Genomic DNA, 25,848 nt, shown 5'->3' with positions numbered 1-25,848 from the left:
CGGTTAGCGGGCGGTGTCATCGCCTTCGTCTTCATCCTCCTCGTGGATCGGCGCCGAATCGAAGGACCGGCCGATCTCGTGCAAGAGGGTGAATTGACGGTCGCATTCACGACAGGCCCCGCACATCGAAAGATGCAGGCGCAGCGATAGTCGCTCTTGAAAGGTAAGCGGCCGGTCATGCTTCAGCGACATCAGGCGCGTGGCTTCCTTGCACATCAGCATGGTTGGGCCTCCGTGAGCCAGCGGCTCTCGATACAGCTTCGCAACTTGAGCCGCGCCCGGTAAAGCAATACGGCGCAGTGATTCTCTCCAATCCCTACCTCCCGACAGACATCGCGAGTCGATAGCCCCATCAGCTCACGAAGTAAAAAGACCCTGGCCAAGTTGTCGGAAAGGTTCTGCATGCAGGCGTCAAATACCTGCCAGAAGCGTTCGTTCTCGAACATGCTCTCCGGTTCGCCCCAAGCGCTGGGTCGGGCCAGAGCGTGCCAGCGGCCATTGTGCAGAAACTGCCGATCGGTGGCGTCGTGATTGGCATTTTCTTCCAGGGTCTGCCAGTACCCACGGCGTTTTTGATCCTGTATGGCATCGAGAATCTTATACTTGAGGATGCCAAATACCCAGGTTTCATACCCCGAACGGCCGGAATAGGTGCTGCCATTTTCAATGGCCGCAAGCATGGCGTCTTGTACGGTGTCTTCGGCCAGCGCGGGGTCGCGCAGGTGTAGCAGGGAAAACGATAGCAGGCGAGGGCGGATGGAAGCCAATCGTGCGATTCGCTCAGCATCTCTGGGTGCTGTATTTCCAGTGGCTTTCTTGGCTGGTGCTTCATTCATCATGGCTTCCGCCCCCTGTGTTGTTGTGCGAACGAAACCTGTCTCATGCGGAAGTGCATCGCTATCCAGAGCGTGCGCGAGAAACGTCCGCCATTGGTATGGCGCCTGACGGAAAAGTGGCGTAGGGCTTGGTCGTATTTAGGGGGAGTGCCTTACAGGTCATGATGAAATATTTTGGTGGATATATAGAAGGCAATGGAATCTTTGTTTCTCGATTTTCCTGTAATAATTGGGTGTGGGGTGCTACTAAGAGGCAAGGATTCACGAGATGGAACTCTCAAAAGATAACCAGAAGTCGTTGATTGAGGAGAAGTGTCATGAAACTCACAATGAAAGCATCCGCTGCCGTAATGACCGCTGCACTCATGCTGGGCGTGGCCAGCCAGGCCTCCGCGATGTCGCTGGACCTGAACAATGGCTACTCGAGCTCACAGGCGGTGGGTGGCAAGGACCACTATACCCTGCAGGTCCAGTCCCCAACCCGGGTCAAGGTCGCCAGCCAGGCGTTCATTCCCACTGAAACGGCGCACATTCACGTTCGTGCCGCCCTGCGGGATGAGAGCGGCAGCGTGGTGACCACAGCGGCCCGGCAAGGCAGCAACTTCGTCCTCGACCGCCAGCTGCAGCCGGGTACCTACACGCTGGAAGTCGAGTCCTGGAACGCCAGCGGCAAACAGCAGGGCGCCAATCGCTACCAGCTTCGCGCCGACTATTAATCGACAACTTTCCCCCCTTCCCATGACATCGCCAGGCGACACGCCTGGCGATGTCGTTGGCATCCTGATAGATGAGCTCCCACCATGACAGGCAGTGACTGAATTCGGCCGCTCGGTTGCCGGCACCCTCGTGGGAGTGATCCGGGGACTAACATCATGCGTCCTCTCCCGGTGTTTCTCGCGAGCCGGACGGCGAAATGCGCGAAGGCTTTAGTCGTAGAAAAAGGCGATTCTTTACAGGTCGGTATGAAATCTTCTGACTGTTTTATAGAAGGCAATGGAATCTTGTTTTTGTCGTTTTTCCTGTAATGACTGGCTGTGGCTGTACTACTAAGAGGCAAGGATTCACGAGATGGGTCCTCGAAAGCTAACGAGTTAAGATGATGGAAGGAGAGTGTCATGAAAGCGATAACCAAATTCTCGGCAACACTGTTGGCGGCGTCGCTGGCGCTGGGAGCCGTGGCTCATGCATCGGCAAGTGATGATACGGTTCTGCGCCAAGGCTGGTCGGGTTCCAGCTCGGTAGGAGGAACGGACCGCTATAGCCTGCAGCTTCAATCGCCGGCGAGAGTGACCGTGAAGAGCCATAGTATCGTTCCCCTCTACTCAGGCAGCCTGAATGTTCGTGGTCGCCTGGTCGATGAGAACAACAACGTGGTGGCATCCATCCCTCACTGGAGCAGCGCCTTCACTATCGATCGCCAGTTAGAACCGGGTCGCTATACGCTGCTGGTGGAATCTCGCAACATCACCATGAAGAAGGACGGCCCCAATCGTTATCTGCTTAACACCCGGATCGTCGCCGGGCGGTGATGGGGTGTGGCCGACAGCTGGCTGATGACTTGTTGGGGAAATGCTGTAAGGAATCGGTCTGAGTTACCTACTAAATAACCAAGGATCGGCGCAATAAGATCCTGGTGATAAATTGATTATAAACTTGATGGTGTCAGGAGAGTATCATGAAATTTTCGATGAAAATTACCGCTGCCGCAATGACGACTTCACTTGCACTGGGCTTGGCCGGTCAGGCCTCCGCGATGTCGCTGGACCTGAACAATGGCTACTCGAGCTCACAGGCGGTGGGTGGCAAGGACCACTATACCCTGCAGGTCCAGTCCCCGACCCGGGTCAAGGTCGCCAGCCAGGCGCTCGTTCCCACTGAAACGGCGCACATTCACGTTCGTGCCGCCCTGCGGGATGAGAGCGGAAGCATGGTGACCACAGCGGCCCGGCAAGGCAGCAACTTCGTCCTCGACCGCCAGCTGCAGCCCGGTACCTACACGCTGGAAGTCGAGTCCTGGAACGCCAGCGGCAAACAGCAGGGCGCCAATCGCTACCAACTGCGCACCGACTATTAATCGACAACTCTCCCCCCTTCCCATGACATCGCCAGGTAGCACGCCTGGCGATGTCGTCTGCGCCTCTGCGATAGCTGCTTCCCCTGTAAGGCGCGGCCAATGGTCGCGACAGCAAGTCATAGCCGGCGCGTTGGTGCCTGGCTAGCTGAGGGAGGGGCGGATCATGAACGAGTTGATCGAACGGATCGGGTATCTGCTGAGCTGTTGGCTCTCTTGCCCGCGCCCCTGGCATCAGCCCGAAGGGCGTATTGAAAGCGACCTGCTGCCCTGCCTGGAGCCGGGAGATGTGCTGCTGGTGGAGGGCTCTTCACGACTCAGCACCGTGATCAAGTATCTCACGCAGTCCTCCTGGTCCCATGCCGCGCTCTTCGTCGGCGAGCAAGCCGCTCGGGAAGCCGGCGGGCGGCCGGGTGACTGCTTCGTCGAAGCGGATCTCAGCGAAGGCGTCAGACTGGTGGGGTTCGATGAGTTTGTCGGCGTGCCGTTGAGAATCTGCCGCCCCATGGGGCTCGCGCCTGAGGATGTCGATGCGCTGATACGCTTCGCCTGTGGTCGAGTCGGCCACTGCTACGACCTGCGCAACATCCTGGATCTGGCGCGCTACCTGATGCCGCTTCCTCCGGTACCCTCGCGCTGGCGTCGGGGCATGCTCATGCTCGGCAGCGGAGACCCGACCCGGGCCATCTGCTCTACGCTGATTGCCGAGGCGTTTCAGTCGGTTCGGTATCCGATTCTGCCCAGCCATGAAGGCGCCAGGGTTGGGTCCGGGCCGCGCAAGGGGCGCCCTCTGCTACGACGGCGCCACCATTCGCTGTTCACGCCTCGGGATTTCGATCTCTCGCCCTATTTCCAGATCGTCAAACCCAAGCTGGTCGACGGCTTCGATCCTTATCGGCTGCGCTGGCAAGAGCCGCATGGGGGCATGCCGACTACCTCATCCGGACTCAGTGACTGAGCTCGATCACCCGGCCGCCGGCATCCTCGGCGTCTTCCCGGTCGTGGGTGACCAGCAGGCTGGGCAGCCCAGCATCGCGCAGCCGCTGGAACACCAGCTGGCGCATCTCGTGACGCAGATGAGTATCGAGCTTGGAGAAGGGCTCGTCGAGCAGCACGGCACAGGGCTCGGAGAGCAGCAGGCGCATCAGCGCCACCCGGGCCATCTGGCCGCCGGAGAGGGTGGCCGGGTCGCGCTTGGCAAAGCCCGCGAGGCCGATCTGGGCAAGCGCCGAGGCCACCCGAGCGGCCTTGTCGGGGGTGGCGCGGGGCATGCCGAAGCGCAGGTTGCCGCCCACCGAGAGATGGGGAAACAGCAGCGGGTCCTGAAACAGCAGGCCGATACCGCGTCGCTCCGCCGGCAGGCCGGTGATGTCCCGGCCATCGAGTAGCGCCCGGCCGCTGGCCCGGAAGGCCGGGGCCAGGAAGCCGGCCAGGAAGGCCAGCAGGGTCGACTTGCCGGAGCCCGAGGGGCCCATCACCGTGAGCACTTCGCCGGGACCCACCTCGGCGTCGAGCTCCAGCAGCGTCACCTCGTCCAGGGTGATGCGGATCTGTTCCAGGGTCAGGGTATGGCGGTCGTTCATGGGGCGCCTCGCATGCCGCGACGGTGGGACCAGAGCAGCCGTGGCAGGCCCACGGCAATGATGAAGCCCACCAGCGGCAGGCTGGCCTGGACCAGGGCCCAAACCCCGATCACCCGGCGGTTGCCGCCGGCCGCCAGCGACACCGCTTCGGTGGTCACGGTGGGTACCCGGCCGGCGCCGAGCAGCTGGGTGGGCAGGTACTGGCCGATGCTGACGGCAAGCCCCACCGCGCAGGCGGTGAGCATCGGTGCCAGCAGCATGGGCAGCCGCACTCGCCAGAAGACGCCGTTGCGCGAGCCCCCCAGGCTGAGCGCCAGCTGCGTCCAGCGCGGGTCGAAGCGCCGGTAGGCCTCGGACAGCGACAGGAACACATAGGGCAGCACGAACAGCAGGTGGCCGAAGATCACCAGGCCATGGGTGGGGCGAGTGCCTAGGGATTCCATCACCACCACCAGGCCGAACAGGAAAGCGATCTGCGGCACGATCAGCGGCAGATAGAGCAGCCCCAGCGCTGAGAGCACCCGCCCCTCGGTCGGATGGCGGCCGGTACGCTGCTCATTTTCCAGTGCCGCCAGCGCCAGCGCCAGGGCGATCAGGGTGGCGACGCAGGCAATGACGATGGTCGAGATCACCGGTCCGGATAGGGCAGGCAGGGCGCGCAGCCAGTGCGTTGTGGTCACGCTTTGGGGCAGGGCCTCGGGGAAGCGCCAGAAACCGGCGACGGAGTTGAGGGCGAGGCTGGCCATGCCGGTGAAGGCGGTCAGGGTGGCCAGCAGGATCGATCCCTTGCCGGCCAGGCGCAGCGGCTGCTCGCCGCGCCGGCGCCCGCCGCGCGCGATCCAGTGCTGTCCCAGACGGGAGATCACGCGCTCTAGGCACCACCAGGTGGCCAGTGCCGTGGCGGTGACGCCGAGCTGAAGCACGGCACCGGCCGAGGCCATGAAGCGCCGGGAGAGGTCGGGGTCGTGGAACCAGGTAAGGATCGATACCGACAGCGTCGGCGGCAGGGTGGGGCCGAGGATCAGCGCCACGTCCACCACCGAGGTGGCGTAGGCGATCACCGCATAGACCGGCAGACGGATCAACGGATAGAGCGCCGGCAGCACCACCTTGAGCCAGGCGATGGTCGGGCGGTAGCCCAGCGAGCGGGCCATCGCCAGGCGCCGCTCGGGGTCGAGCTGGGGCAGGGCGGCAAGGCTCATCAGCAGCAGGAAGGGGATCTCCTTGATGACCAGGCCGGCCATCAGCGAGAGTCCCCAGGGGTCTTGGACGATCAGCGCATCCGGCGGCCGCTCCCAGCCGGTGAGCCCCGGCGAGAGTAGGCGTGCCACCAGGCCGGAAGGAGCAATCAGGAAGGCCAGCCCGAAGGCGGCGGCGGCGTGGGGAATCGACAGCAGCGGCGAGACCATCCGCCGGATCCAGCGGTCCAGCCGGCTGCCCGAGGCGCCGGCCAGGAACAGCAGCACCACGGCAAGCGACACCGCGGTGGTGGCCAGGCCGCTGGTGAAGCTCACCGCCACCGAGCGCCCCAGGCCGGGCTGGGCGAACAGCTCCCGCCACGGCGCCAGGCTGAACGCGGTGCCGCCCAGCGCCGGCAGATAGCCGAAAGCGGGCAGCACCGCCATGGCCAGCCCGGCGAGGATGGGGCCGACCAGCAGGGTGACAATCAGCGCCGGCGCGAGACGCAGCATCACCGCCTAAGCGCCCGATGTGGGCGCCTCTCACGATACGGCCGGCACAAGGGACTGGCGACTCTCTGAGGTCCTTCAGTTGCCCACATAGCGAGCCCGCCAGGCCTCCTGCAGGGCGGTCATCCAGCTGGGGTGGGGCTCGGGCAGGGTCTTCTGCAGGGCATCGGCCGGCAGCATGGCCGGGTTGTCCTGGTCGATGACGAAGCGTGCCTGGTCCCGTTCGTCCAGCCTGGCGACGTCGAGCACGGTGCGGTCGCCCCATACCGCTACATCCTGCTTGTGGGCCTGGGCTTCCGGCGAGAGCAGGAAGTTGGCCACCGTCATGGCCGCCGCCTTGTGGGGCGAATTGAAGGGAATGGCCACGAAGTGCACGTTGCCGAGGGTGCCGTCATCCAGCACATAGCTGGCGACGGTGGGCGGCAGTTCGAAGTCGGCCACCGCCGCGGCGGGCTCCGATGGATGGAAGGTGAAGGCCAGCGACAGCTCGCCGTCGCCCATCAGCCGGCGCAGCTCCGGCCCGTTGGCGGGAAACTGGCGGCCGCCGCGCCACAGGTGGGGATGCAGCGCTTCCAGGTAGTCCCACAGCGGCTGGGTCACGGCGTCGAAATCGCTTTCCGCCACCGGGGCGTAGAGCACCTCGGTGTCGTCGGTCAGGGCGATCAGCGCCTGCTTGAGAAAGGTGCTGCCGGTGAAGTCGGGGATGCGGGGATAGGTGAAACGCCCCGGGTTGGCCTCGGCCCAGGTGAGCAGCGCTTCGATGCTGCGCGGTGGCGCCTCGACGCCAGCGCTCTCGTCCATGTCGTCGCGGTCGTAGTAGAAGGTGATCTGCGCCTTGCCCCAGGGGGACTCGAAGCCCTCCGTCGGCAGGGTGAAGTCGGTTACCACCTCGGGGTTGTAGTCGGGGTAGGTCAGTGAAAAGTTCGGCAGCGCTTCCGCGAAGGGGCCGAACAGCAGGTCGTTGTCGCGCATGGCGGCGAAATTCTCGCCGTTGATCCAGATCAGATCGACGCTTCCGCTGTCGTGGTTGCCCGCTTGTTTCTCGGCCAGCACCCGCGATACTGCGGAGCTGGTGTCCTCCAGCTTGACGTGGACCAGGTCGATATCGTGCTCGGCCTTGACGCGGCCCTTGACCCAGTCGATATAGCCGTTGGTGCGGGTGTCTCCCGCCCAGGCATGCCAGTAGACGGTCTGGCCACGGGCCTCGTCGAGCACTGCCTCCCAGTCGCCGGGGTCGGGGGCGGCATGTGCTGACAGGGGCAGCAGCAGGGCGAGGGCGGGTAGCAGGGAAAGGGGGCGGATCGGCATCGTCGGAGTTCCTTTCGGCAGTGTCGTCATGGGGCCTCAGGGCCGGGTCACAGGGAGAGGCTGCGCTCGAGTTCGCGCAGCTCGGCGCGCACGTGTTCGATGATCGGCCGCGACAGATAGTGCTCGACGCGGTCGCGGACGTGGGCGACCAGGGCGTCGTCGCTGAGCTCGGCCGACCAGTCTTCCCCGCGCGCGGTAGCGTCCTGGGCGCGGCCATGGCGGGCGCGCCACTTGGCGCACCAGGTCAGCGACCAGAGCCACATGGCGCGCCTGCAGGCCAGCAGGCTGGCGCTATCGGAAGCGGCCTCTGCGGCCTGTGCCCAGTCCCGATAAAAGCCGGCCACCTGGTCGGTCGTGAGCTCGGCATGGCTGTTCAGGTCCCAGGTGGTGGAGGTGTAGAGAGTGGCGTGGGCCAGGTCGAAGCCGGGCAGGCCGTAGCGGCACTTCTCGAGGTCCACCAGCACCGCACGGCCTTCGGCCGTCATCAGGAAGTTGCCGGGGTGGGCATCGAAGCTGATCAGCCGCGCGTCGGCGTTGGGCAGGGTGTCGGGCAGTGCCGCCAGTTCCGCCTCGATGGCGTCGCGCTGTGCCGGGCCGAGGTCGGCCGCGTCGAGGAAGGCGGCCTGGTCGGCCACCTCCCGGCGCATCGCCGCCCAGGGGTCGGCGGGGGCGCGCAGCGGCGCGCGCCGCTCTCGTGGCGGCAGCGGCAGGGCATGCAGGGCGGCCAGGGCGGCGGCGATGGCCGGCAGATCCTGGGGCAGTCGTGCCGGGCGGCCACGCACCGCGCTGACCAGCAGCCCCCCGCGGGGCAGCGCCGACGAGGGGGGGAGTACTCCCTGCAGCGCCGGGGTATGGCCGCTCGCAGCCGCGCGAGCGAAGCAGGTCGCCTGGTAGTCCAGGTTGGCGTCCGGAGCCAGGCCCAGCTGACTCTGCTTGGGCAGTCGGGCGACCCAGTCCCCGCCTTCGCGGCCAAGCCACAGGTGGTGATGGGCCAGGCCGGTATCGGCCATCGGCCGAATCTGGCCAATGTCGCGCCGCTGGCCGTCCAGGCTGAGCGCCGCCTCGAGCTGAGCGGCCAGCGTTTCCGGACCAGCGAAGGCAGAGACGGTATCCGGCATGGATTCCTCGCTATCGGGTCGTCCGATCTCGGGCGGTGGACCGGTAGACAGTGAACAAGTGGACAGTGTGCCAGTGAATGGTCGGAGGTGGGGCCCTTTCCTTACAGCGCTGTCCTGCACTGACCATGAGCAGGCGCCAATCGGTATCCAGTCTGTCCCCGGCTGTAAGGTCTCGCTGTCTCAGCCTACCAAAGCCTACCGTCGACAGCCGGCGGTGCCCTCTCATTAGGGAGCGATCATAATACAATCTTAACAATCAACAACTTGCTATGGATTGCCATAGGGAGGTAGAGATCATGTCACAGCATGACGAGAAACGCCGCAGACTGCTGGGTCGCCTCAGTCGACAGCTGGCCTACACGGCACCGGCCCTGGCCCTGATGGCGGCCGGCGGCGTGGCGCTGCAGGTCACCGCCGACGATACCTCGGGTGACAGGGGGCTGGCGTCCCTGTCGGAAGAGACGCTGCTGCTGGCCAGCGCCCAGGCGGAAGGGCAGGCCGAAGGCGAGGCTGAAGCAGAAGGGGAGGCAGAGGGAGAAGCCGAGGCAGAGGGAGAAGCCGAGGCGGAAGGGGAGGCTGAAGCAGAGGGAGAAGCCGAGGCAGAAGCGGAGGGAGAAGCCGAGGCAGAAGCGGAAGCCGAAGCCGAAGCGGATACCAGTGATATCCAGCGCCCCGAGGGCTACTCACCGGTCTACAGCGAGGACGGCACGAACGACCCCGAGCTGCTGGCGCTGGGTCGCGAGCTGTTTCGCGACAACTCCCTGAGCACCAACAACATGTCCTGCGCCACCTGCCACGCCGAGGATGCGGGGTATCTGGAAACCTTCAAGCAGCCCTATCCGCATCGTGTGGCCATGGGCGAGAACATGTTCGGCCTGGACCAGGTGCACGCCGACGAGATGGTCCAGATGTGCATGGTAGTTCCCATGGCGGCCGAGGCGATGGGCTGGGACAGCGAGGAGCTGGCCGCGCTCTCGGCCTATGTGGTGGAGGTGCAGCGACGCTATGCGGGCGAGCCGCATGACCTCTAGCCAGGCCCTGCTCGACTGATGAAAAAAAGGGTTCAGCGCAGACTGGCGTGAATGGGCCTTGTGGGAGGGAGCTTCAGCTCGCGAAGTAGCGCGCAGCGCTACCCAGGGGGCGCCTGCGGCGCCTTCGCCCGGCAGAGCCGGCCTCCCACCATAGAGCCTGCCAAACATGTTCACGCTAAAATGCGAAGAACCAAAAAAAGGGTGCCACCGCCAGCGGTGGCACCCAAGGAGCCAGCATGTCGGGCATGCCGGTGAACCGGCGGCCAGAGGGCCGCCAACGAGAGAGAAGGGGTCAGCGCAGCCGCTGGCCGGATACGCTGGGGTGATAGAGCGGCTGTACGGCAGTGCCGTCGGGATCCCGGCAGTAGAGGCTGCGGCCGCCGTCGCCGTGATCGTGGGGGCCGCGTACTACCTCGACACCGCTGGCCTGCAGGTAGTCGTGCCAGGCATCCACGTCCTCCGGGGTGTCGACCACGAAGCCGAAGTGATCCAGGCGCTGCGGGTCGCCGCCGGTGTCGGCCTTGGCGCGGCTCAGCGAAAAGTTGTCGTTGCCAAGCGTCAGGTAGACCAGATCCTCATGGGCGCGTCTCAGCACGCGCATGCCCAGGATATCCACGTAGAAGCGCTCGCACGCCTCCAGGTCCTGTACCTGCAGGGCGATATGGCGCATGCCGTTGAGCGGGGCGGGGCGTTGCATGGGCTCGATCTCCGGGTCAGGGTTTCGTGTATTTGTGGAAAATGTTTTCATAAATATCCCTTAACCACAACCCCATCGCTTTCGACAGGAGCCCGCCCATGTACTGCATCATCGTCCAGACCCGCCTCAAGCCCGGCCAGCGCGACGCCTTCCTGGCCGCCATGCTGCCCAATGCCGCCGCCTCGGTACGCGAGGAGCCGGGCTGTCATGCCTTCGACGTCATCGAGGATCGCGACACGCCGGACCTCTTTCACCTCTACGAGATCTACGCCGACGAGGCGGCGCTCGCCGCCCACAAGCAGACGCCCCACTACCTGGCCTGCCGGGAGGTGGTCAATCCGCTGATCGCCGAACAGCGGGTGATTCGCGCCGACGTGCTGGCCACCCAGCCGCGAGCGGTCGCTCACTGACCCAGGCGCCAGGCCGACATTCGATTCGCAGGGTTATCGCAGATAGCTCCATCGCTCGGGGCTGATCCGGCAACAAGCCTGAGAGGAGGCGCTGTGAACCCTTCCCTGGGCGCTACCGACGCCATCCATGGCGTAGGACCTCCTCTCTGGCTTGTCCCCGGCGCCCTTCGTTGTCGCCAACTGCGATAGCCTTGATTCGATTCGGCGTCGCCTTGCCTGCCCTGCTAGGCTGGAATCAGAAGACGCTGAACCAACCGCGGCGGAGACACTCACACAGGACAGCTGCCGTTACCGGAAGGAAGGGTCATCATGAGCGTGCTCCGTGCCTCCCTGTTTCATCGCCTGGTGCTTCTCTTCAGCCTGCTCTGCCTGGTGCTGGGCGGGCTGATGGCGTGGCATGCCCACGCCCAGCAGGAGCAGCGCACCGCCCTGGTGATGACCATCGATGGCGCCATCGGCCCCGCCACCAGCGACTATTTCCAGCGCGGCCTGAGCCGGGCCGCCGAAGGGAACGCCGAGATCGTGGTGGTAGAGATGGATACCCCCGGCGGCCTGGACGCCTCCATGCGGGACATGATCCGCGCCATGCTCACCTCCAGCGTGCCGGTGGCCATCTATGTGTCGCCCAGCGGTTCGCGGGCCGCCAGCGCCGGCACCTACCTGATCTATGGCAGCCATGTCGCCGCCATGGCGCCCTCCACGCACCTGGGGTCGGCCACGCCGGTGCAGATGGGGGGTGGCTTTCCGGGCATCGGTGACGACGACGATGACGCCAATGACGAGGCGAGCGAAGAAAACGGTGCCAACGATGACGAGGCGCTGCCCGATGACGACGAGATGCGCGAGGAGGCCGACGAGCGCAGCGAGGCCGCCGACAGCCCGCGGCGCGGCGAGACCGCCATGGAACGCAAGGTGCTCGAGGACGCGGTGTCCTATATCCGTGGGCTGGCCGAACGTCACGGCCGCAACGCCGACTGGGCCGAGGAGGCGGTTCGTGAAGCGGTCAACCTGACCTCTCGCGAAGCCCTGGAGAAGAATGTCATCGACGTGGTGGCCAGAAACATCGATGACCTGCTGGCGCAGATCGACGGCCGCACCGTGGTGATGGATGATGGCGAGCGCACCCTGGAGACCGCCGATCTGGTGATCGAGCGCTTCGATCCCGACTGGCGCACCCAGCTGCTGCAGGTGATCACCAACCCCAACGTCGCCTACTTCCTGATGATCATCGGCTTCTACGGGCTGATCTTCGAGCTGTCCAACCCGGGCAGCCTGGTGCCGGGCACCATCGGCATCATCTGCCTGCTGCTGGCGCTGTTCGCCTTCCAGGTGCTGCCGGTGAACTATGCCGGCCTGGCACTGATCCTGGTGGGCCTGGCGCTGATCGTCGGCGAGGCGCTGATGCCCAGTTTCGGGATACTGGGCACGGGAGGCATCGTCGCCTTCGTGATCGGGTCGGTGATCCTGATGGATGCCGACACCCTGCACATCTCCATTCCCATGATCGCCAGCGTGGCGGGCCTGGCCTCGCTGCTGATGCTGTGGGTGATGACCCGTTTCGTGGGGCTGCGTCGCAGCCGGGTGCGTACCGGGCAGGAGGAGCTGGTGGGCGCCGAGGCCGTGGCGCTGGAGGATTTCGAGGGACAGGGCCATGTGCGCCTCCACGGGGAGCGCTGGCGGGCCCAGGCGAGCCAGCCGATCCATCGGGGGCAGTCGCTCAAGGTCGTGGCCATCGACGGCTTGACCGTCGAGGTGGTACCGGCCGAGGCCCACTCATCCGGTTCGTAGCCATCGGCTGCGGCCATGACATCGTAAGCCAAGGAACTGCCAAGGAGTCGCGACCATGTTGATTACCTATCTTGTGCCGCTGGTACTGGTGCTGATGTTTCTGGCAGCGGCCATTCGTATCCTGCCGGAGTACAAGCGCGGGGTGGTGTTCTTTCTCGGCCGCTTCCAGTCGGTCAAGGGACCGGGCCTGATCATCATCATCCCCGGCATCCAGAAGATGGAGGTGGTCGACCTGCGGGTGATCACCATGGACGTGCCCGAGCAGGACGTCATTTCCCAGGACAACGTCACCGTGCGCGTCAATGCGGTACTCTATTTCCGGGTGGTGGACCCGGAGAAGGCGATCATCCAGGTGGAGAACTTCGTCAATGCCACCAGCCAGCTCGCCCAGACCACGCTGCGCTCGGTGCTCGGCAAGCACGACCTGGACGAGATGCTCTCCGAGCGCGACAAGCTCAACGACGACATTCAAGAGATCATCGACAGCTCGGCCGAAGGCTGGGGCATCAAGGTGGCCAACGTGGAGATCAAGCATGTCGACCTGGATGACAGCATGATTCGCGCCATCGCCCGCCAGGCCGAGGCTGAGCGCGAACGGCGCGCCAAGGTGATCCACGCCGAGGGTGAGCTGCAGGCCTCCAAGAAGCTGGTCGAGGCGGCCCATATCATGTCCGGCAACCCGGCGGCCCTGCAGCTACGCTACCTGCAGACCATGAACGACATGAGCAACAAGAACGCCTCCACCATCGTGGTACCGCTGCCCATCGATCTCATGGACGCCTTCAAGCAGATGGGCGGCGCCTTGCGTTCCGGTGGCAGCGGCGGAACCCCTGCCGGGAACGGCGGGGACCCTTACCAAGCGGATCGGGCGCAGGCCGAGGCCGAGCAGGCCGAGTTTCTCCAGCAGGACGATGCCGATCAGCCGGACCCGGACACTCACCAGGAGCCAGACAAGCATGCGGACAGGGACGACCAGAACGACGAGGGGCGTGACAAGGGATAAGACGCCCATTTCAACGACCCCCGCGACGGGGCTTCCGGCAACGGGGTCGCCTTGATTCATTCGCTTTCACATCGCCAGCAGGGGCTGCTGCTGACCGGCGGCGGCGCCCTGATCATCTCTCCCGACGCCCTGCTGATCAAACTGATCGGCCTTCCCGACGCCGAGATCCTGGTCTGGCGGGGATTGCTCACGGCACTGGGCTTTATCGCCATCATGCTGCTGCGTCACGGCGCCGGCACCCTGCAGGCCTACCGGCGCTGCGGCTGGACCGGCATCGGCGTGGCGGTGCTGTTCAGCTGCTCCACCTTTGGCTTCGTGCTCGGCAACCAGTACACCAAGGGCGGCAACGTGCTGATGATCCTGGCCGGGGCGCCGCTGATCGCCGCGCTGCTGTCGCGCCTGTTTCTCGGTGAACGGCTGCCGCGGCGGACCTGGCTGGCGATCTGGCTCTGCCTGCTGGGCACCTCGCTGATCGTGCTCGACGATGCCGGCGAGGGCTCCTGGATCGGCAACGGCTTCGCGCTGCTGGCGGCGACCTCGCTGGCCGCCAACTTCACCCTCTGCCGAACCCGTCCGGGGATCGACATGAGCCCCATGCTGACCCTCTCCGGGCTGCTGGTGGCCGGCGTGGCCGCCCTGGTGGGCAGCGTGACCGGCGGCCTGGCTCTGCCCCCGGCGGAGAGCCTGCTGCTGCTGGTGCTCTTGTGCCTGGTGCTGCTGCCGCTGGGCTTCACCCTGATCCAGCGCGGCCCCCTCTATCTGCCCGCCGCCGAGGTGGGCCTGCTGATGCTGCTCGAGGTGGTGGTGGGCACGCTCTGGGTGTGGTGGATCCTCGCCGAGCGGCCGGCGCCCATCGCCCTGGTGGGCGGCGGCCTGGTACTCGGCACCCTGGTCGCCAAGGGCCTCTATGAGCGCCGCCTGGAGAAGCGGCTGCGCGGCCAGGATGCAGCGCAGCATCGAGTCTGATAGAATGCCGCGCTCCTGACGTGGCGGTCGCCTGGACCTTTGACAGCGTGGCCGATCGAATAGCGCGATCGGCAAGCCCCGATCGTAAAGAACAAGGGAACGACACACCGTGATGACTCCCCTGACAGGGCTGGCCACGCCGCCCTAGCGTACTCCTCCCCGCAATCTGGCAGTGCGGCTGCTGGGCATCACGCTGATGCCTCGGGCGCGCTGTGCCTTTCTGCTTTACCCGATGGCGACCCTCCTGCCTCCGTACCCTTCAGGGTGCGGCCAACGGCATGGTGTCGCACGCAAGACCCCCTGGCGCCTGACGGCATGACGATAACGCTCCACTGGACGGTCACATGTTCGAATCCTTAAGACAGACCTGGTTCTCCAACGTGAAGGGCGACACCCTCGCCGGTATCGTGGTGGCCCTCGCCCTGATACCCGAGGCCATCGCCTTCTCCATCATCGCCGGCGTGGACCCCAAGGTGGGCCTCTACGCCTCCTTCTGCATCGCGGTGATCATCGCCTTCACCGGCGGCCGTCCGGGCATGATCTCGGCGGCCACCGGCGCCATGGCGCTGCTGATGGTCACCCTGGTACGCGACCACGGTCTCGAGTATCTGCTCGCCGCTACCCTGCTCACCGGGGTGCTGCAGATCATCGCGGGCTATCTCAGGCTCGCCGAGCTGATGCGCTTCGTCTCGCGCTCGGTGGTGACGGGCTTCGTCAACGCCCTGGCGATCCTGATCTTTATGGCCCAACTGCCGGAACTCACCGGCGTGACCTGGCATGTCTACGCCATGACCATCGCCGGCCTGGCTATCATCTACGGCTTTCCCTACCTGCCGAAGATCGGCAAGTCGATTCCCTCGCCGCTGGTCTGCATCGTGGTGCTCACCGCCGTCTACATGATCTCGGGCATGGAGATCCGCAGCGTGGGTGACATGGGCGAGCTGCCCGATACCCTGCCGATGTTCCTGTGGCCGGACGTGCCGCTCAACCTCGAGACCCTGTGGATCATCCTGCCCTATGCGCTGATGCTCACCGTGGTGGGCCTGCTGGAGTCGATGATGACCGCCACCATCGTCGACGACCTCACCGATACCCCGAGCGACAAGAACCGCGAGTGCAAGGGCCAGGGCATCGCCAACATCGGCTCCGGCCTGCTGGGCGGCATGGCGGGCTGCGCCATGATCGGCCAGTCGGTGATCAACGTGAAATCCGGCGGCCGCGGGCGGCTTTCCACCCTGGTGGCCGGCGTGGTGCTGCTGATTCTGGTAGTTTTTCTCTCGGACTGGGTGTCGCAGATCCCCATGGCAGCGCTGGTGGCGGTGATGATCATGGTCTCCATCGGCACCTTCAGCTGGAGCTCCATCAAGGACCTCAAGCAGCATCCGATGAGCACCAACGTGGTGATGGTCGCCACCGTCATCGTCACCGTGGCGACCCACAACCTGGCCATCGGCGTCTTCGTCGGGGTGCTGATCGCCGCCATGAACTTCGCCAACAAGGTAGGCAACATCCTGTATATCGGCTCCGAAGAGACCGATGAGGGGCGCCATCGGACCTATCGGGTGGTGGGGCAGGTGTTCTTCGCCTCTTCCGAGCGCTTCGGCAACGCCTTCGACTTCAAGGAGACCGTGGAGAAGGTCACCATCGACCTCTCCCGCGCCCACTTCTGGGATATCACCGCCGTGCAGACCCTGGACCGCGTGGTGATCAAGTTCCGCCGCGAGGGCACCGAGGTGGAGCTGGTGGGCCTCAACGAGGCGAGCGCCACCATCGTCGACCGCTACGCGGTGCATGACGACCCCGCCGCCGTGGAGAAGCTGATGGGCGGGCACTGAGGCGCATGCCACTTTCGCCGGGCTGGTCAAGCGGTGCGCCGTGTTCGACCATACCGGCGCACACTGATTCGACGAGGAGGCACTGGTGAGTCAAACGATAGCGGTACTCAAAGGCGATGGCATCGGCCCGGAAATCATGGACGCGACCCTCAAGGTATTGGAGGCCCTGGACTGCGGGCTCGAGTTCGACTTCGTGGAGGCGGGGCTGGGCGCCCTGGAGAAGCACGGCACCCTGATTCCCCAGCCCTCCCTGGACAAGATCGCCGAGTACGGTGTGGCCCTGAAGGGGCCCTTGACCACCCCCATCGGCAAGGGCTTCTCCTCGATCAACGTGCAGCTGCGCCGCCACTTCGACCTCTACGCCAACGTGCGCCCGGCGATCAGCTTCCCCGGCACTCGCTCGCGCTACGATGACATCGACCTGATCACGGTGCGCGAGAACACCGAAGGCGCCTACATGGCCGAGGGCCAGAGTCTCAGCGAGGACGGCGAGACCGCCCTGGCCAGCATCAAGGTGACCCGCACCGGCTCCGAACGCATCGTCCGCTACGCCTTCGAGCTGGCCCGCAGCAAGGGCCGCAAGAAGGTCACCGCGGTGCACAAGGCCAATATCATCAAGACCAGCTCCGGGCTCTTCCTCGATGTGGCCCGCGAGGTCGCCCAGGAATTCCCCGAGATCGAGTTCCAGGAGATGATCGTCGACAACGCCTGCATGCAGCTGGCGATGAATCCTCACCAGTTCGATGTCATCGTCACCACCAACCTGTTCGGCGATATCCTCTCCGATCTGTGCGCCGGCCTGGTAGGCGGCCTGGGCCTGGCGCCGGGGGCCAATATCGGCAAGGACGCCGCCATCTTCGAGGCCGTCCACGGCTCGGCTCCCGACATCGCCGGCAAGCAGCTTGCCAATCCCTGCGCCCTGCTGCTGGCCGCGGCGGACATGCTCGACCACCTGGGCATGGTGGACAAGGGCACCCGGATTCGCACCGCCATCCGCGAGGTGCTCGAAACGGCTCGTGACCAGGTGACGCCGGATCTGGGCGGCAGCGGTACCACCGACACCTTCGCTGAGGCCCTGGTGGCAAACCTGACGGCGTAAGACTCGCCGGCGCGCCTAGGCAACACCCTGACGATGCGGTAAAAACGCCCGTAGGGATAGTGAAACGAACGCCAGCTCGGGAAACGATGCAATGACAGACCAGGTGATGGCCGCTATCGACGGCTCCAAGTTCTCGGCGGGCGTGTGCGACTACGCCGCCTGGGCCAGCCGGGCGCTCGAGGCGCCGCTGACCTTCCTGCACGTGGTGGACAACCACCCCCAGACCGCCGAGGCGGACCTCTCCGGCAATATCGGCCTGGGGTCTCGTGAGCACCTGCTCGAGGAGCTCGCCCACCTCGACGAGCGGCGCGCCAAGATTGCCCAGGAGCAGGGGCGGCTGATGCTGGGGGCCGCCAGGGAGCGGGCCGTGGAGGCCGGCGTCGAGGAGCCCGCCATCCGCCAGCGCAACGGCACCCTGGTGGAGACCCTGGAGGAGCTGCAGGAGGAGATGCGCCTGCTGGTCATCGGCAAGCGCGGCGAGACCGCCCATCAGGACAGCGGCCACCTGGGCTCCAACCTGGAGCGGGTGGTGCGCACCCTGCATCGGCCGATCCTGATGGTGCCCGATACCTTCACACGCCCCGAGGCGGTGATGCTTGCCTTCGACGGCAGCAAGACCACCCGAAAGGGCGTGGAGATGCTGGCCAAGAGCCCGCTGTTCGAGGGGATTCCGGTGCACGTGGTGATCGTCGGCGCCGAGACCGGCGACAACCGCTCCCAGCTCGACTGGGCGCTGACGACGCTACGCGAGGCCGGCCATGAAGCCGAAGGCGCCATCCGCGCCGGCGAGGTGGAGGCGACGCTGCGCACCTACAAGGAGGAGCACGGGATCGACCTGCTGGTGATGGGGGCCTACGGCCACTCGCGGATTCGCCAGCTGCTGGTGGGCAGCACCACCACCGCCATGCTGCGGCGTGCCAACGTGCCGGTGCTGCTGCTGCGCTGAGCCTGGTGCCGCCAGGAAACGCAGGCCGCCGACCCTCGGGTCGGCGGCTTGCGTTCAGGGACAGCTCTCGCCGATCAGCAGCTCCGTGGTCAGCAGGCTGGAGGCGGGCGGGGTCAGGCCCAGGATCATGCGGGCGGCCATGCGTCCTTTCTCGACGCTGTCCTGGCGTACCGTGGTCAGGCGCGGGGCGCGGTACTGCCCCTCGGCGATACCGTCGAAGCCGGTGATCCGCAGTGCCTCGGGGATGCGCAGGCCGCGGCTTTCGGCCAGGGTCAGGGCGGTCAGGGCGATGCGGTCGGACATGCAGAACAGCAGATCGGGGCGCTCGTCGTCGGGCAAGTCGAGGATCGGCGCGATCACCGGGGCGCATACCTCGAAGGTGTTCTCCTCGATATTCCACATGGGCACGGCGGCGGGATCATGACCGGCTTCCTCCAGCGCCCGATAGAAGCCGGTGAGCCGCGAGCGGGTGATGGTCTGTTCGGCGCTGAGCAGCCGCCGGCCGGCGTCGATGGGACCGTTGCAAGGCTCGGCGGTCAGGCGCAGATTGATGATGCCCGGGCGGCGCGTGGTCCGACTCAGCGCATGGCGGGCGATACCGTAGCAGGCCCGCTCATCGTCCACATGGATCGAAGGACGCCCTTCGACGTCGAAGTCCACCGCCACCAGGGGCGCCTGGGTCGGCAGGGTCGCCAGCAGCGTCTCGCTGGGCATCAGGCCATAGACGATATAGCCGTCCGCCATGCTGGCGGCACCGGGCAGTTCGCTCTGCATCTGGCGGGCGGAGAGCAGCAGCAGGGTATGGCCCTGGGCGTCCAGCACCTCGGCGACGCCGGAGAGCAGCTCGCTGGCCACGGCGTCGTTGAGGCTGTAGGTGAGGCTCTCGGCCAGGATCACCGCAATGATCCGCGAGCGCCCGGTGCGCAGGCTGCGCGCCTTGGCGTCAGGCCCGCGATAGCCCAGGCGCTTGGCCTCTCCGAGGATGCGCTTGCGCAGGGCCGGCGAGAGCTGATCCGGCCGGTTGAAGGCGTTGGAAACGGTCGCCGTGGAGACGTCGAGCTCCCGGGCCAGGTCCTTCAGGGTAATACGTCGGGGAGTGGACACGAGCGCTTCCTTCGCCATCTTTATCGATTCAGTTAGCCCGCTATCATAGTCGCGATGGCGCCCCTTGGCCAATGCGACCATGGATGCAGCCCCGACGGTGATGCGACGCTCCGTGCATCAGGCCACCGCCCGGGCCGGGACGACGCCAAGCGCGCGGTCCTGGCCGTCGAACAGGTGGACATGCTCGGAGTCGGGCGCCAGCGCCACCTTCTGGCCGACCCGCCAGGGGCTGGGTGCCTCGCTGCGGTGGATCAGCAGGGTCTCGCCAGCCTTGGGCTCCAGGTAGACATAGACTTCGTTGCCCAGGTACTCGACGTTGACGATCTCGAAGGCGTTGTCGCCGCTGGATTCGGCCAGGCGCAGGTGCTCGGGGCGCACGCCCAGGGTCAGGGCCTCGGCGGGGGCATGGCGGCTGGCGTTCTGGGGCAGGGCCAGTTCGCCGATACCATCGGTTGCCACCCGGCATCCTTCGGCGCCGCCGGAGACCAGTTCCGCGGACAGGAAGTTCATGGTGGGCGAGCCGATAAAGCCGGCGACGAACTTGGTGGCCGGGCGCTGGTAGAGTTCATGGGGCGTGCCTACCTGCTCCACCCGCCCGGCGTTGAGCACCACGATCTTGTCGGCCAGGGTCATGGCCTCCACCTGGTCGTGGGTGACGTAGATCATGGTGGATGCGAGGCGCTGGTGCAGGCGGGCGATCTCGTTGCGCATCTGCACCCGCAGGGAGGCGTCCAGGTTGGAGAGCGGCTCGTCGAACAGCAGAATGCGCGGCTCCCGGGCCATGGCGCGGCCCATGGCCACCCGCTGACGCTGGCCGCCGGAGAGCGCCTTGGGCTTACGGTCGAGCAACTCCTCGAGCTGCAGGATGCGCGCGGTGGCCATCACCCGCTCGTGGACCGTCTGCTTGGCGGTCTTGGCCAGCTTGAGCCCGAAGGCCATGTTGTCGTAGACCGTCATATGCGGGTAGAGCGCATAGGACTGGAAGACCATCCCCACGCCGCGCTCCCGGGGCGGCAGCTCGTTGACCACGGTCTCACCGATACGCAGTTCGCCGTCGCTGATCGATTCCAGCCCGGCGACCAGCCGCAGCAGCGTGGACTTGCCGCAGCCCGAAGGGCCGACGAAGACCACGAATTCGCCGGCGCCGATGTCGAGGTCGACGTCCTTGATGATATGGGTGCTGCCGAAGACCTTGTTGACCTTGTCGAGTGTGACGCTTGCCATGGGATGTCTCCTTGCCGGCCCGGTGATGAAGGGTCTCGCCCCCGGGCCGGCCTGTTGTTATGTCTGTTGCCGTAGAGAGTCAGACCCTGAGCCAGGCCGCCTGGTAGGGCGGCAGGCGCAGGGTCTCGCCGTCTTGCTCGTGATGAAAGCCGTGCCCCTCGAGGGCCGCCTGTACCGACATCGGTAGCCGGGTCTCCTGGGGCTGGCCGGTCAGATTGAACACGCACAGGATGCGCTCGTCGCCCGTTTCCCGCACGAAGCCGAGCAGGTCGTTGCCGACGTCCACCAGGGCGAGGTCGCCATCGACCAGGGCCGGATGGGCGGTGCGGAAGGCCAGCAGGCGGCGGGTGGCGCTGAGCAGCGAGTCCGGGTCGTCCTGCTGCTCGGCCACGGCCAGCGGCAGCTGGCGGGCCTCCACCGGCAGCCAGGGTTCCACGCCCGCGGCGGTAAAGCCACCCGTCTCGGCGTTCTCCCAGGGCATGGGCGTGCGACAGCCGTCGCGGCCCTTGAACTCCGGCCATAGCACCTTGCCATAGGGGTCCTGGAGGCGCTCGAAGGGCACCTCGGCCTCGGGCAGGCCCAGCTCCTCGCCCTGGTAGAGGCAGACGCTACCGCGCAGCGAGAATAGCATCGCCAGGGTCGCCTTGGGGTAGGCGACGGGGTCCTCGTCGGTTCCCCAGCGGGTGGCACTTCTCACCACGTCGTGGTTGGAGAGTGCCCAGCAGGGCCAGGCGTCGCCGGCCAGGCGCTGGAAGCGTTCGATCACTTCCCGCAGGTACTGGGCCGAGCGCGGGGCGTTGAGCAGGTCGAAGGTGTAGGCCATGTGCAGCTTGTCGCCACCGGCGGTGTACTCGGCCATGCGCTCCAGCGGATTGTCGTCGCCGATCTCGCCCACCGTGGTGGTGCCGGGGAACGCGTCCATCAGGGCGCGCAGCTCCTTGAGGAAGTCGAGGTTCTCCGGGCGGCTCAGGTCATAGACGTGGCGCTGCCAGGTGTAGGGGTTGGCGTCCGGGGCGCCCAGGGTCTTGGCCTCGCCCGCCGGCACCGGCGGGTTGTCGCGAAGCGCCGGGTCGTGGAAATAGAAGTTGACGGTGTCCAGACGGAAGCCGTCGACGCCGAGCTCCAGCCAGAAGCGCATGTTGTCGAGCTGGGCGGCACGCACCTCCGGATGATGGAAGTTGAGGTCCGGCTGGCTGGTCAGAAAGTTGTGCAGGTAGTACTGACGCCGGCGGGAGTCGAAGGTCCAGGCGGCGCCGCCGAAGATCGATAGCCAGTTGTTGGGCGGGGTGCCGTCGGGCTTGGGGTCGGCCCAGACGTACCAGTCCGCCTTGGCGTTGGTGCGATCGGCGCGGCTCTCCTGGAACCAGGGGTGTTGGTCGGAGGTGTGGCTGATCACCTGGTCGATCATCACCTTGAGGCCCAGTGAATGGGCCTTCGCCAGCAGCGCCTTGAAGTCGTCCAGGGTGCCGAACATCGGGTCGACATCGCGGTAGTCGCTGACGTCGTAGCCGAAGTCGAGCATCGGCGAGGTGAAGAAGGGCGATAGCCATATGCCGTCGACGCCGAGGCTCGCCACATAGTCGAGCTTCGCGGTGATACCGGCCAGGTCACCGATCCCATCGCCATTGGCGTCCATGAAACTGCGCGGGTAGATCTGGTAGATGACGCCACCGCGCCACCATAGGGTATTGTCTTGCATCGGATTTCCTTTGAACGGGATGCTGTACGGACTTTGGGGCTGATCGCGTTGAGGCTCGGGACTATCCTGGGGACAGGCGCTCTGCGAAGACGCTGTAAACCCTTCCCTGGGCGCTCCATTCTTCATCCCTGAAGAATGAGCTTCGCGTCGACCTGTCCCCAGCGTCCCTCAGCAACTAAACCGTGAAAATCTGGCATGGGGTCTATCCCTTCACCGCGCCGGCGGTGAGGCCGGAGACGATACGCCGCTGGAAGATGATCACCAGGATCACCAGGGGCACGGTGACCACCACCGAGGCGGCCATGATCGGGCCCCAGGGCAGCTCGTAGGCGCTGCCGCCGGAGAGCAGGGCAATGGCCACCGGCACGGTGCGCTGGCTGTCGGTGAGGGTGAAGGTCAGCGCGAACAGGAACTCGTTCCAGGCGGCGATGAAGGCCAGTAGCCCGGTGGTCGCCATGGCGGGCCACATCAGCGGCAGGAACACCTTGGTGATGGTGACCCAGGGGGTGGCGCCGTCCATGATCGCTGCCTCCTCCAGCTCCATGGGCAGCTGACGCATGAAGGTGGTCAGCACCCAGACGGTGAAGGGCAGGGTGAAGATGGTGTAGCTCAGTATCAGGCCGCCCGGGTTGTTGTAGAGGTTCAGCGCCCGGATCACCTCGAACAGCCCCGAGAGCACCGCCACCTGGGGAAACATCGAGACCCCGAGGATCACCAGCAGCACCGTGGAGCGGCCGCGGAAACGCACCCGCCCCAGGGCGTAGGAGGCGGTGATGCCAAGCAGCAGGGCGATGAACACCACGCTGGTGGCGATCAGGATGGAGTTGAAGATCGCCTGCAAAAAACTCTTCTGGGTGAAGACCTGGACATAGTTGGCCAGGCTCCAGGTGGATGGCCACAGCTCGACCCGGAAGAGGTCGCTGGACGGCTTGAGGGAGGTGATCACGGCGTAATAGAAGGGGAACACCGCGACGACCACCACGAAGGCCACCAGCAGCCAGAAGCCGACACGGGTGGCGAGCTTGTTGAACTGGCGCGAGGTCATGCGTCACCTCCCAGGTTGAGTTGCTTGCGGCCCAGGTAGAGGTAGGCGATGGTGGCGAGTGCGATGATCAGGAACAGCAGGGTCGAGGCGGCGCTGCCGTAGCCCACGTCCTGGAACTCCACCAGCTGCTGGCGGGCGTAGATCGACATCGACATGGTGCTGGTGGAGTTGGAGGTCAGCACATAGATGACGTCGAAGACCCGCAGGGCGTCGAGCAGGCGGAAGATCACCGCCACCATCAGCGCCGGGGTGATCAGCGGCAGGGTCACCTTGAAGAACACCCTGACCGGATGGATGCCGTCGACCTCGGCGGCCTCGTAGCAGTCCTTGGGCAGCATCTGCATGGCGGCCAGGGCCAGTAGGGCGACGAAGGGGGTGGTTTTCCAGACATCGACCATGATCACCGCCCACATGGAGTAGCTGGCGTCGGCGGTCCAGGCGATGGGCTCAGCGATAATGCGCAGCGCCATCAGCAGCTCATTGATGATTCCGAACTGGTCGTTGAGCATCCAGGCCCACATCTGCGCCGAGACGATGGTGGGAATGGCCCAGGGAATCAGCACCGCGGCGCGCACGAAGGTGCGGCCCTTGAACTGAGCATTGAGGATCAGCGCCACGATCACCCCGAACACCACCTCCAGGGACACCGAGACGATGGCGAAGTAGAAGGTGTTCCATACCGACCGCCACCAGATGGGGTCGGCGAGCACGCCGTACCAGCGGCCGTCGTCGTAGACCAGGTAGTTCTCCAGGCCGACGAAGAAGACATTGCTCAGGTCGGAGAGCGAGGCATCGGTGAAGCTGAAGTAGAAGGTGCGCGCGAGGGGCCAGCCGGCCACCAGGGTCAGTGCCACCAGCATCGGCGCCAGGAAGGTCCAGGCGGCCTTGACGCGCTGGCGGCGCACCTTGGTGCTGCGGTAGGCCTTGGCCGGTAGGCGCGCCGCGGCGGGCGCGCTATCGTCGACGGTCGTACTCATGGGAGGGCTCCCGGATTACCAGTTGCGGCGCTTGACGCGTGACAGGTCGCGCTCGAGGTCGGCCACGGCCTGCTCGCCGCTCCGGCTGCCGGAGAGCACGTCGTGGGTGGCACTGAAGAAGGCGTTGCTGACCCGGCCGTAGGCGTCGCCGGTGACTGCCGAGGGGCGGGCCACGGCGTTGACGAAGGTGTCGTAGAGCTCGCCGAAGAAAGGCACCGCCTCGAGCACTTCCGCGTCTTCGTAGAGGGCCGCCAGGGTGGGGTTGTAGGCCCCCTCGATGGCGCGGCGCTTCTGCTCCTCGAAGCCGCTGAGAAAGGCGACCAGGTCGACGGCGAGCTCGGGGTTGTCGCTGTAGCGGGAGACCGCCAGGTTCCAGCCGCCCAGGCCGGCGGCGCTGGTGCCATCGGCGCCTGCCGGCAGCTGGGTCACCCCTACCTTGCCGCGCACTTCGCTGCCGTCGCTCTGGGCCAGGGACCAGGCGTAGGGCCAGTTGCGCATGAACACCGCGTTGCCGCCCTGGAAGACGCCGCGTGCCTCCTCCTCGGTGTAGTTGAGCACGCCGCTGGGGGCGATCTCACCGACCCAGCTGGCGGCCAGCTCCAGGGCCGCGGCGGCACGCGCGTTGTTGATGCTGATCTCGCCGTCGCGCTCCACCAGGCTGCCGCCCCCAAAGCTGGCTACCCATTCCAGGGCGTTGACGGTCAGCCCTTCGTAGGCGCGACCCTGAAAGACGAAGCCGTGCATCCGCTCGTGGCCGGCTGCCCTCTCGGCGTCCTGGATATCGCGGGCGATCTCGGTGAGCTGCTGCCAGGTCTCGGGCGCCTCGAAGCCGTACTGCTCCAGCAGGTCCTGGCGGTAGTAGAGCACCCCGGCATCGGTGAACCAGGGCATGGCCACCAGGCGGCCGTCCACGGTGTTGTTCTCGATGATCGTGGGGAAGTGCCCCTCGCCGGCCTGATCGCCCAGCACCTCGCGCAGGTCGAGCAGATGGTTGGCGAGCAGACCGGGCCAGATGACGTCGATCTGGAAGACATCGATATCGCTGGAGTTGGCGGAGAGGATCTGCTGGTAGAGCGACAGCCGTTCAGTGGAGGAGTTGGGGGTCGATACGACATCGACGCTGTGACCGGTCTGCGCCTCCCAGGCGCGCACGCCCTCCTGGCAGAGGGTCAGTTCGGCACCCACGGCGCCGCAGGAGATGGTCAGGTCGGCGGCCTGGGCCTGGCCCGTGGCGGTCAGGGCGGCAGAGCCCAGGGCAATGGCGGAGAGCAGGGATTTCTTGAGCATGGGCATCCTCACGATTGTTGTTATGAAATGGTTGTCTTAAACGATTAAGTTCGTGGCGACAGTTAAGACCATGGCCGAGGCGCCATCAACCTAGACTTTTGTCGAAGTGTCATCTTCAGGCAATGCCGTTCGT

The 25,848-nt window shown here is 65.7% G+C and carries 24 protein-coding genes and 1 pseudogene; 12 read left to right on the top strand and 13 right to left on the bottom strand.

The window, feature by feature from the left end; translation table 11 throughout:
• Positions 1-3: 3 nt before the first annotated feature.
• Complete coding sequence (locus ACZIYR_RS14675) at positions 4-222, bottom strand: zf-HC2 domain-containing protein (protein ID WP_483527205.1); 219 nt, start codon at positions 220-222, stop codon at positions 4-6.
• Complete coding sequence (locus ACZIYR_RS14670) at positions 216-839, bottom strand: sigma-70 family RNA polymerase sigma factor (protein WP_483527204.1); 624 nt, start codon at positions 837-839, stop codon at positions 216-218. The genes ACZIYR_RS14675 and ACZIYR_RS14670 overlap by 7 nt, the downstream gene beginning before the upstream one ends.
• A 314-nt stretch (positions 840-1,153) precedes the next feature.
• On the opposite strand from ACZIYR_RS14670, the gene ACZIYR_RS14665 reads away from it, so the two are divergent.
• The 4 genes from ACZIYR_RS14665 (at position 1,154) to ACZIYR_RS14650 (ending at position 3,865) form a co-directional block, all read left to right on the top strand.
• Positions 1,154-1,552: a hypothetical protein gene (locus ACZIYR_RS14665; RefSeq protein ID WP_483527203.1), complete on the top strand. Its 399-nt coding sequence runs from the start codon at positions 1,154-1,156 to the stop codon at positions 1,550-1,552.
• A gap of 399 nt (positions 1,553-1,951) precedes the next feature.
• On the top strand, positions 1,952-2,365 hold the full coding sequence (locus tag ACZIYR_RS14660) for a hypothetical protein (protein ID WP_483527202.1): 414 nt from the start codon (positions 1,952-1,954) through the stop codon (positions 2,363-2,365).
• 146 nt (positions 2,366-2,511) lie between these two features.
• Complete coding sequence (locus tag ACZIYR_RS14655) at positions 2,512-2,910, top strand: hypothetical protein (RefSeq protein ID WP_483527201.1); 399 nt, start codon at positions 2,512-2,514, stop codon at positions 2,908-2,910.
• Between the two features lie 163 nt (positions 2,911-3,073).
• Complete coding sequence (locus tag ACZIYR_RS14650) at positions 3,074-3,865, top strand: YiiX/YebB-like N1pC/P60 family cysteine hydrolase (protein ID WP_483527200.1); 792 nt, start codon at positions 3,074-3,076, stop codon at positions 3,863-3,865.
• On the opposite strand, the gene ACZIYR_RS14645 is transcribed toward ACZIYR_RS14650, so the two are convergent.
• The 4 genes from ACZIYR_RS14645 to ACZIYR_RS14630 form a co-directional block, all read right to left on the bottom strand.
• The gene (locus ACZIYR_RS14645; protein ID WP_483527199.1) at positions 3,855-4,490 is read right to left on the bottom strand and encodes an ATP-binding cassette domain-containing protein; all 636 of its coding nucleotides are present in this window, start codon (positions 4,488-4,490) and stop codon (positions 3,855-3,857) included. The two genes, ACZIYR_RS14650 and ACZIYR_RS14645, sit on opposite strands and share 11 nt — an antisense overlap.
• Positions 4,487-6,181, bottom strand: coding sequence for an ABC transporter permease (locus ACZIYR_RS14640; protein WP_483529091.1), 1,695 nt, complete (start codon positions 6,179-6,181; stop codon positions 4,487-4,489). The genes ACZIYR_RS14645 and ACZIYR_RS14640 overlap by 4 nt, the downstream gene beginning before the upstream one ends.
• Before the next feature lie 75 nt (positions 6,182-6,256).
• Positions 6,257-7,486 (bottom strand): ABC transporter substrate-binding protein, encoded by a 1,230-nt coding sequence (locus ACZIYR_RS14635; protein WP_483527198.1) that lies wholly within the window; start codon positions 7,484-7,486, stop codon positions 6,257-6,259.
• Between the two features lie 47 nt (positions 7,487-7,533).
• Positions 7,534-8,604: a phosphotransferase gene (locus ACZIYR_RS14630; protein WP_483527197.1), complete on the bottom strand. Its 1,071-nt coding sequence runs from the start codon at positions 8,602-8,604 to the stop codon at positions 7,534-7,536.
• A gap of 296 nt (positions 8,605-8,900) precedes the next feature.
• Here ACZIYR_RS14630 and ACZIYR_RS14625 point away from each other — a divergent pair, with 296 nt between their 5' ends.
• Positions 8,901-9,635 carry a cytochrome c peroxidase gene (locus ACZIYR_RS14625; RefSeq protein ID WP_483527196.1) on the top strand — a complete coding sequence of 245 codons (735 nt, stop codon included), beginning with the start codon at positions 8,901-8,903 and terminating at the stop codon, positions 9,633-9,635.
• Between the two features lie 292 nt (positions 9,636-9,927).
• Here the strand turns inward: ACZIYR_RS14625 and ACZIYR_RS14620 are convergent, their stop codons facing one another.
• The gene (locus tag ACZIYR_RS14620) at positions 9,928-10,332 is read right to left on the bottom strand and encodes a VOC family protein (RefSeq protein ID WP_483527195.1); all 405 of its coding nucleotides are present in this window, start codon (positions 10,330-10,332) and stop codon (positions 9,928-9,930) included.
• 98 nt (positions 10,333-10,430) lie between these two features.
• Between ACZIYR_RS14620 and ACZIYR_RS14615 the strand changes: the two genes are divergently transcribed.
• The 7 genes and pseudogenes from ACZIYR_RS14615 (at position 10,431) to ACZIYR_RS14585 (ending at position 18,379) form a co-directional block, all read left to right on the top strand.
• Positions 10,431-10,742, top strand: a complete 312-nt coding sequence (locus tag ACZIYR_RS14615; RefSeq protein WP_473034480.1) for a putative quinol monooxygenase — start codon at positions 10,431-10,433, stop codon at positions 10,740-10,742.
• A gap of 309 nt (positions 10,743-11,051) precedes the next feature.
• The gene (locus ACZIYR_RS14610) at positions 11,052-12,530 is read left to right on the top strand and encodes an NfeD family protein (RefSeq protein ID WP_483527194.1); all 1,479 of its coding nucleotides are present in this window, start codon (positions 11,052-11,054) and stop codon (positions 12,528-12,530) included.
• 55 nt (positions 12,531-12,585) lie between these two features.
• Positions 12,586-13,323, top strand: a pseudogene (locus tag ACZIYR_RS14605) (slipin family protein); the annotation flags it as partial.
• 261 nt (positions 13,324-13,584) lie between these two features.
• On the top strand, positions 13,585-14,499 hold the full coding sequence (locus ACZIYR_RS14600) for a DMT family transporter (RefSeq protein WP_473034478.1): 915 nt from the start codon (positions 13,585-13,587) through the stop codon (positions 14,497-14,499).
• A 344-nt stretch (positions 14,500-14,843) separates the two neighbouring features.
• Positions 14,844-16,334, top strand: coding sequence for a SulP family inorganic anion transporter (locus ACZIYR_RS14595; RefSeq protein ID WP_473034477.1), 1,491 nt, complete (start codon positions 14,844-14,846; stop codon positions 16,332-16,334).
• Positions 16,335-16,419: 85 nt separating this feature from the next.
• Complete coding sequence (locus ACZIYR_RS14590; protein ID WP_483527193.1) at positions 16,420-17,433, top strand: isocitrate dehydrogenase; 1,014 nt, start codon at positions 16,420-16,422, stop codon at positions 17,431-17,433.
• Positions 17,434-17,524: 91 nt separating this feature from the next.
• The gene (locus tag ACZIYR_RS14585) at positions 17,525-18,379 is read left to right on the top strand and encodes a universal stress protein (RefSeq protein WP_483527192.1); all 855 of its coding nucleotides are present in this window, start codon (positions 17,525-17,527) and stop codon (positions 18,377-18,379) included.
• Between the two features lie 54 nt (positions 18,380-18,433).
• Here the strand turns inward: ACZIYR_RS14585 and ACZIYR_RS14580 are convergent, their stop codons facing one another.
• The 6 genes from ACZIYR_RS14580 to ACZIYR_RS14555 form a co-directional block, all read right to left on the bottom strand.
• Positions 18,434-19,483, bottom strand: coding sequence for a LacI family DNA-binding transcriptional regulator (locus tag ACZIYR_RS14580; protein ID WP_483527191.1), 1,050 nt, complete (start codon positions 19,481-19,483; stop codon positions 18,434-18,436).
• Between the two features lie 117 nt (positions 19,484-19,600).
• Positions 19,601-20,707 carry an ABC transporter ATP-binding protein gene (locus tag ACZIYR_RS14575; RefSeq protein WP_483527190.1) on the bottom strand — a complete coding sequence of 369 codons (1,107 nt, stop codon included), beginning with the start codon at positions 20,705-20,707 and terminating at the stop codon, positions 19,601-19,603.
• 79 nt (positions 20,708-20,786) lie between these two features.
• The gene (locus tag ACZIYR_RS14570) at positions 20,787-22,406 is read right to left on the bottom strand and encodes an alpha-glucosidase family protein (protein WP_483527189.1); all 1,620 of its coding nucleotides are present in this window, start codon (positions 22,404-22,406) and stop codon (positions 20,787-20,789) included.
• Positions 22,407-22,608: 202 nt separating this feature from the next.
• A complete protein-coding gene (locus tag ACZIYR_RS14565; protein ID WP_483527188.1) occupies positions 22,609-23,451 on the bottom strand; it encodes a carbohydrate ABC transporter permease in 843 nt (280 codons plus the stop codon).
• Positions 23,448-24,428, bottom strand: coding sequence for a carbohydrate ABC transporter permease (locus tag ACZIYR_RS14560; protein WP_483527187.1), 981 nt, complete (start codon positions 24,426-24,428; stop codon positions 23,448-23,450). The genes ACZIYR_RS14565 and ACZIYR_RS14560 overlap by 4 nt, the downstream gene beginning before the upstream one ends.
• A gap of 15 nt (positions 24,429-24,443) precedes the next feature.
• Complete coding sequence (locus ACZIYR_RS14555; protein ID WP_483527186.1) at positions 24,444-25,715, bottom strand: ABC transporter substrate-binding protein; 1,272 nt, start codon at positions 25,713-25,715, stop codon at positions 24,444-24,446.
• Positions 25,716-25,848: the final 133 nt, after the last annotated feature.

Source organism: Billgrantia sp. NRB1 (assembly GCF_056921725.1).
Note: the sequence above shows the minus strand (reverse complement) of the source record. Positions and strands in the feature narration are given on the sequence as shown.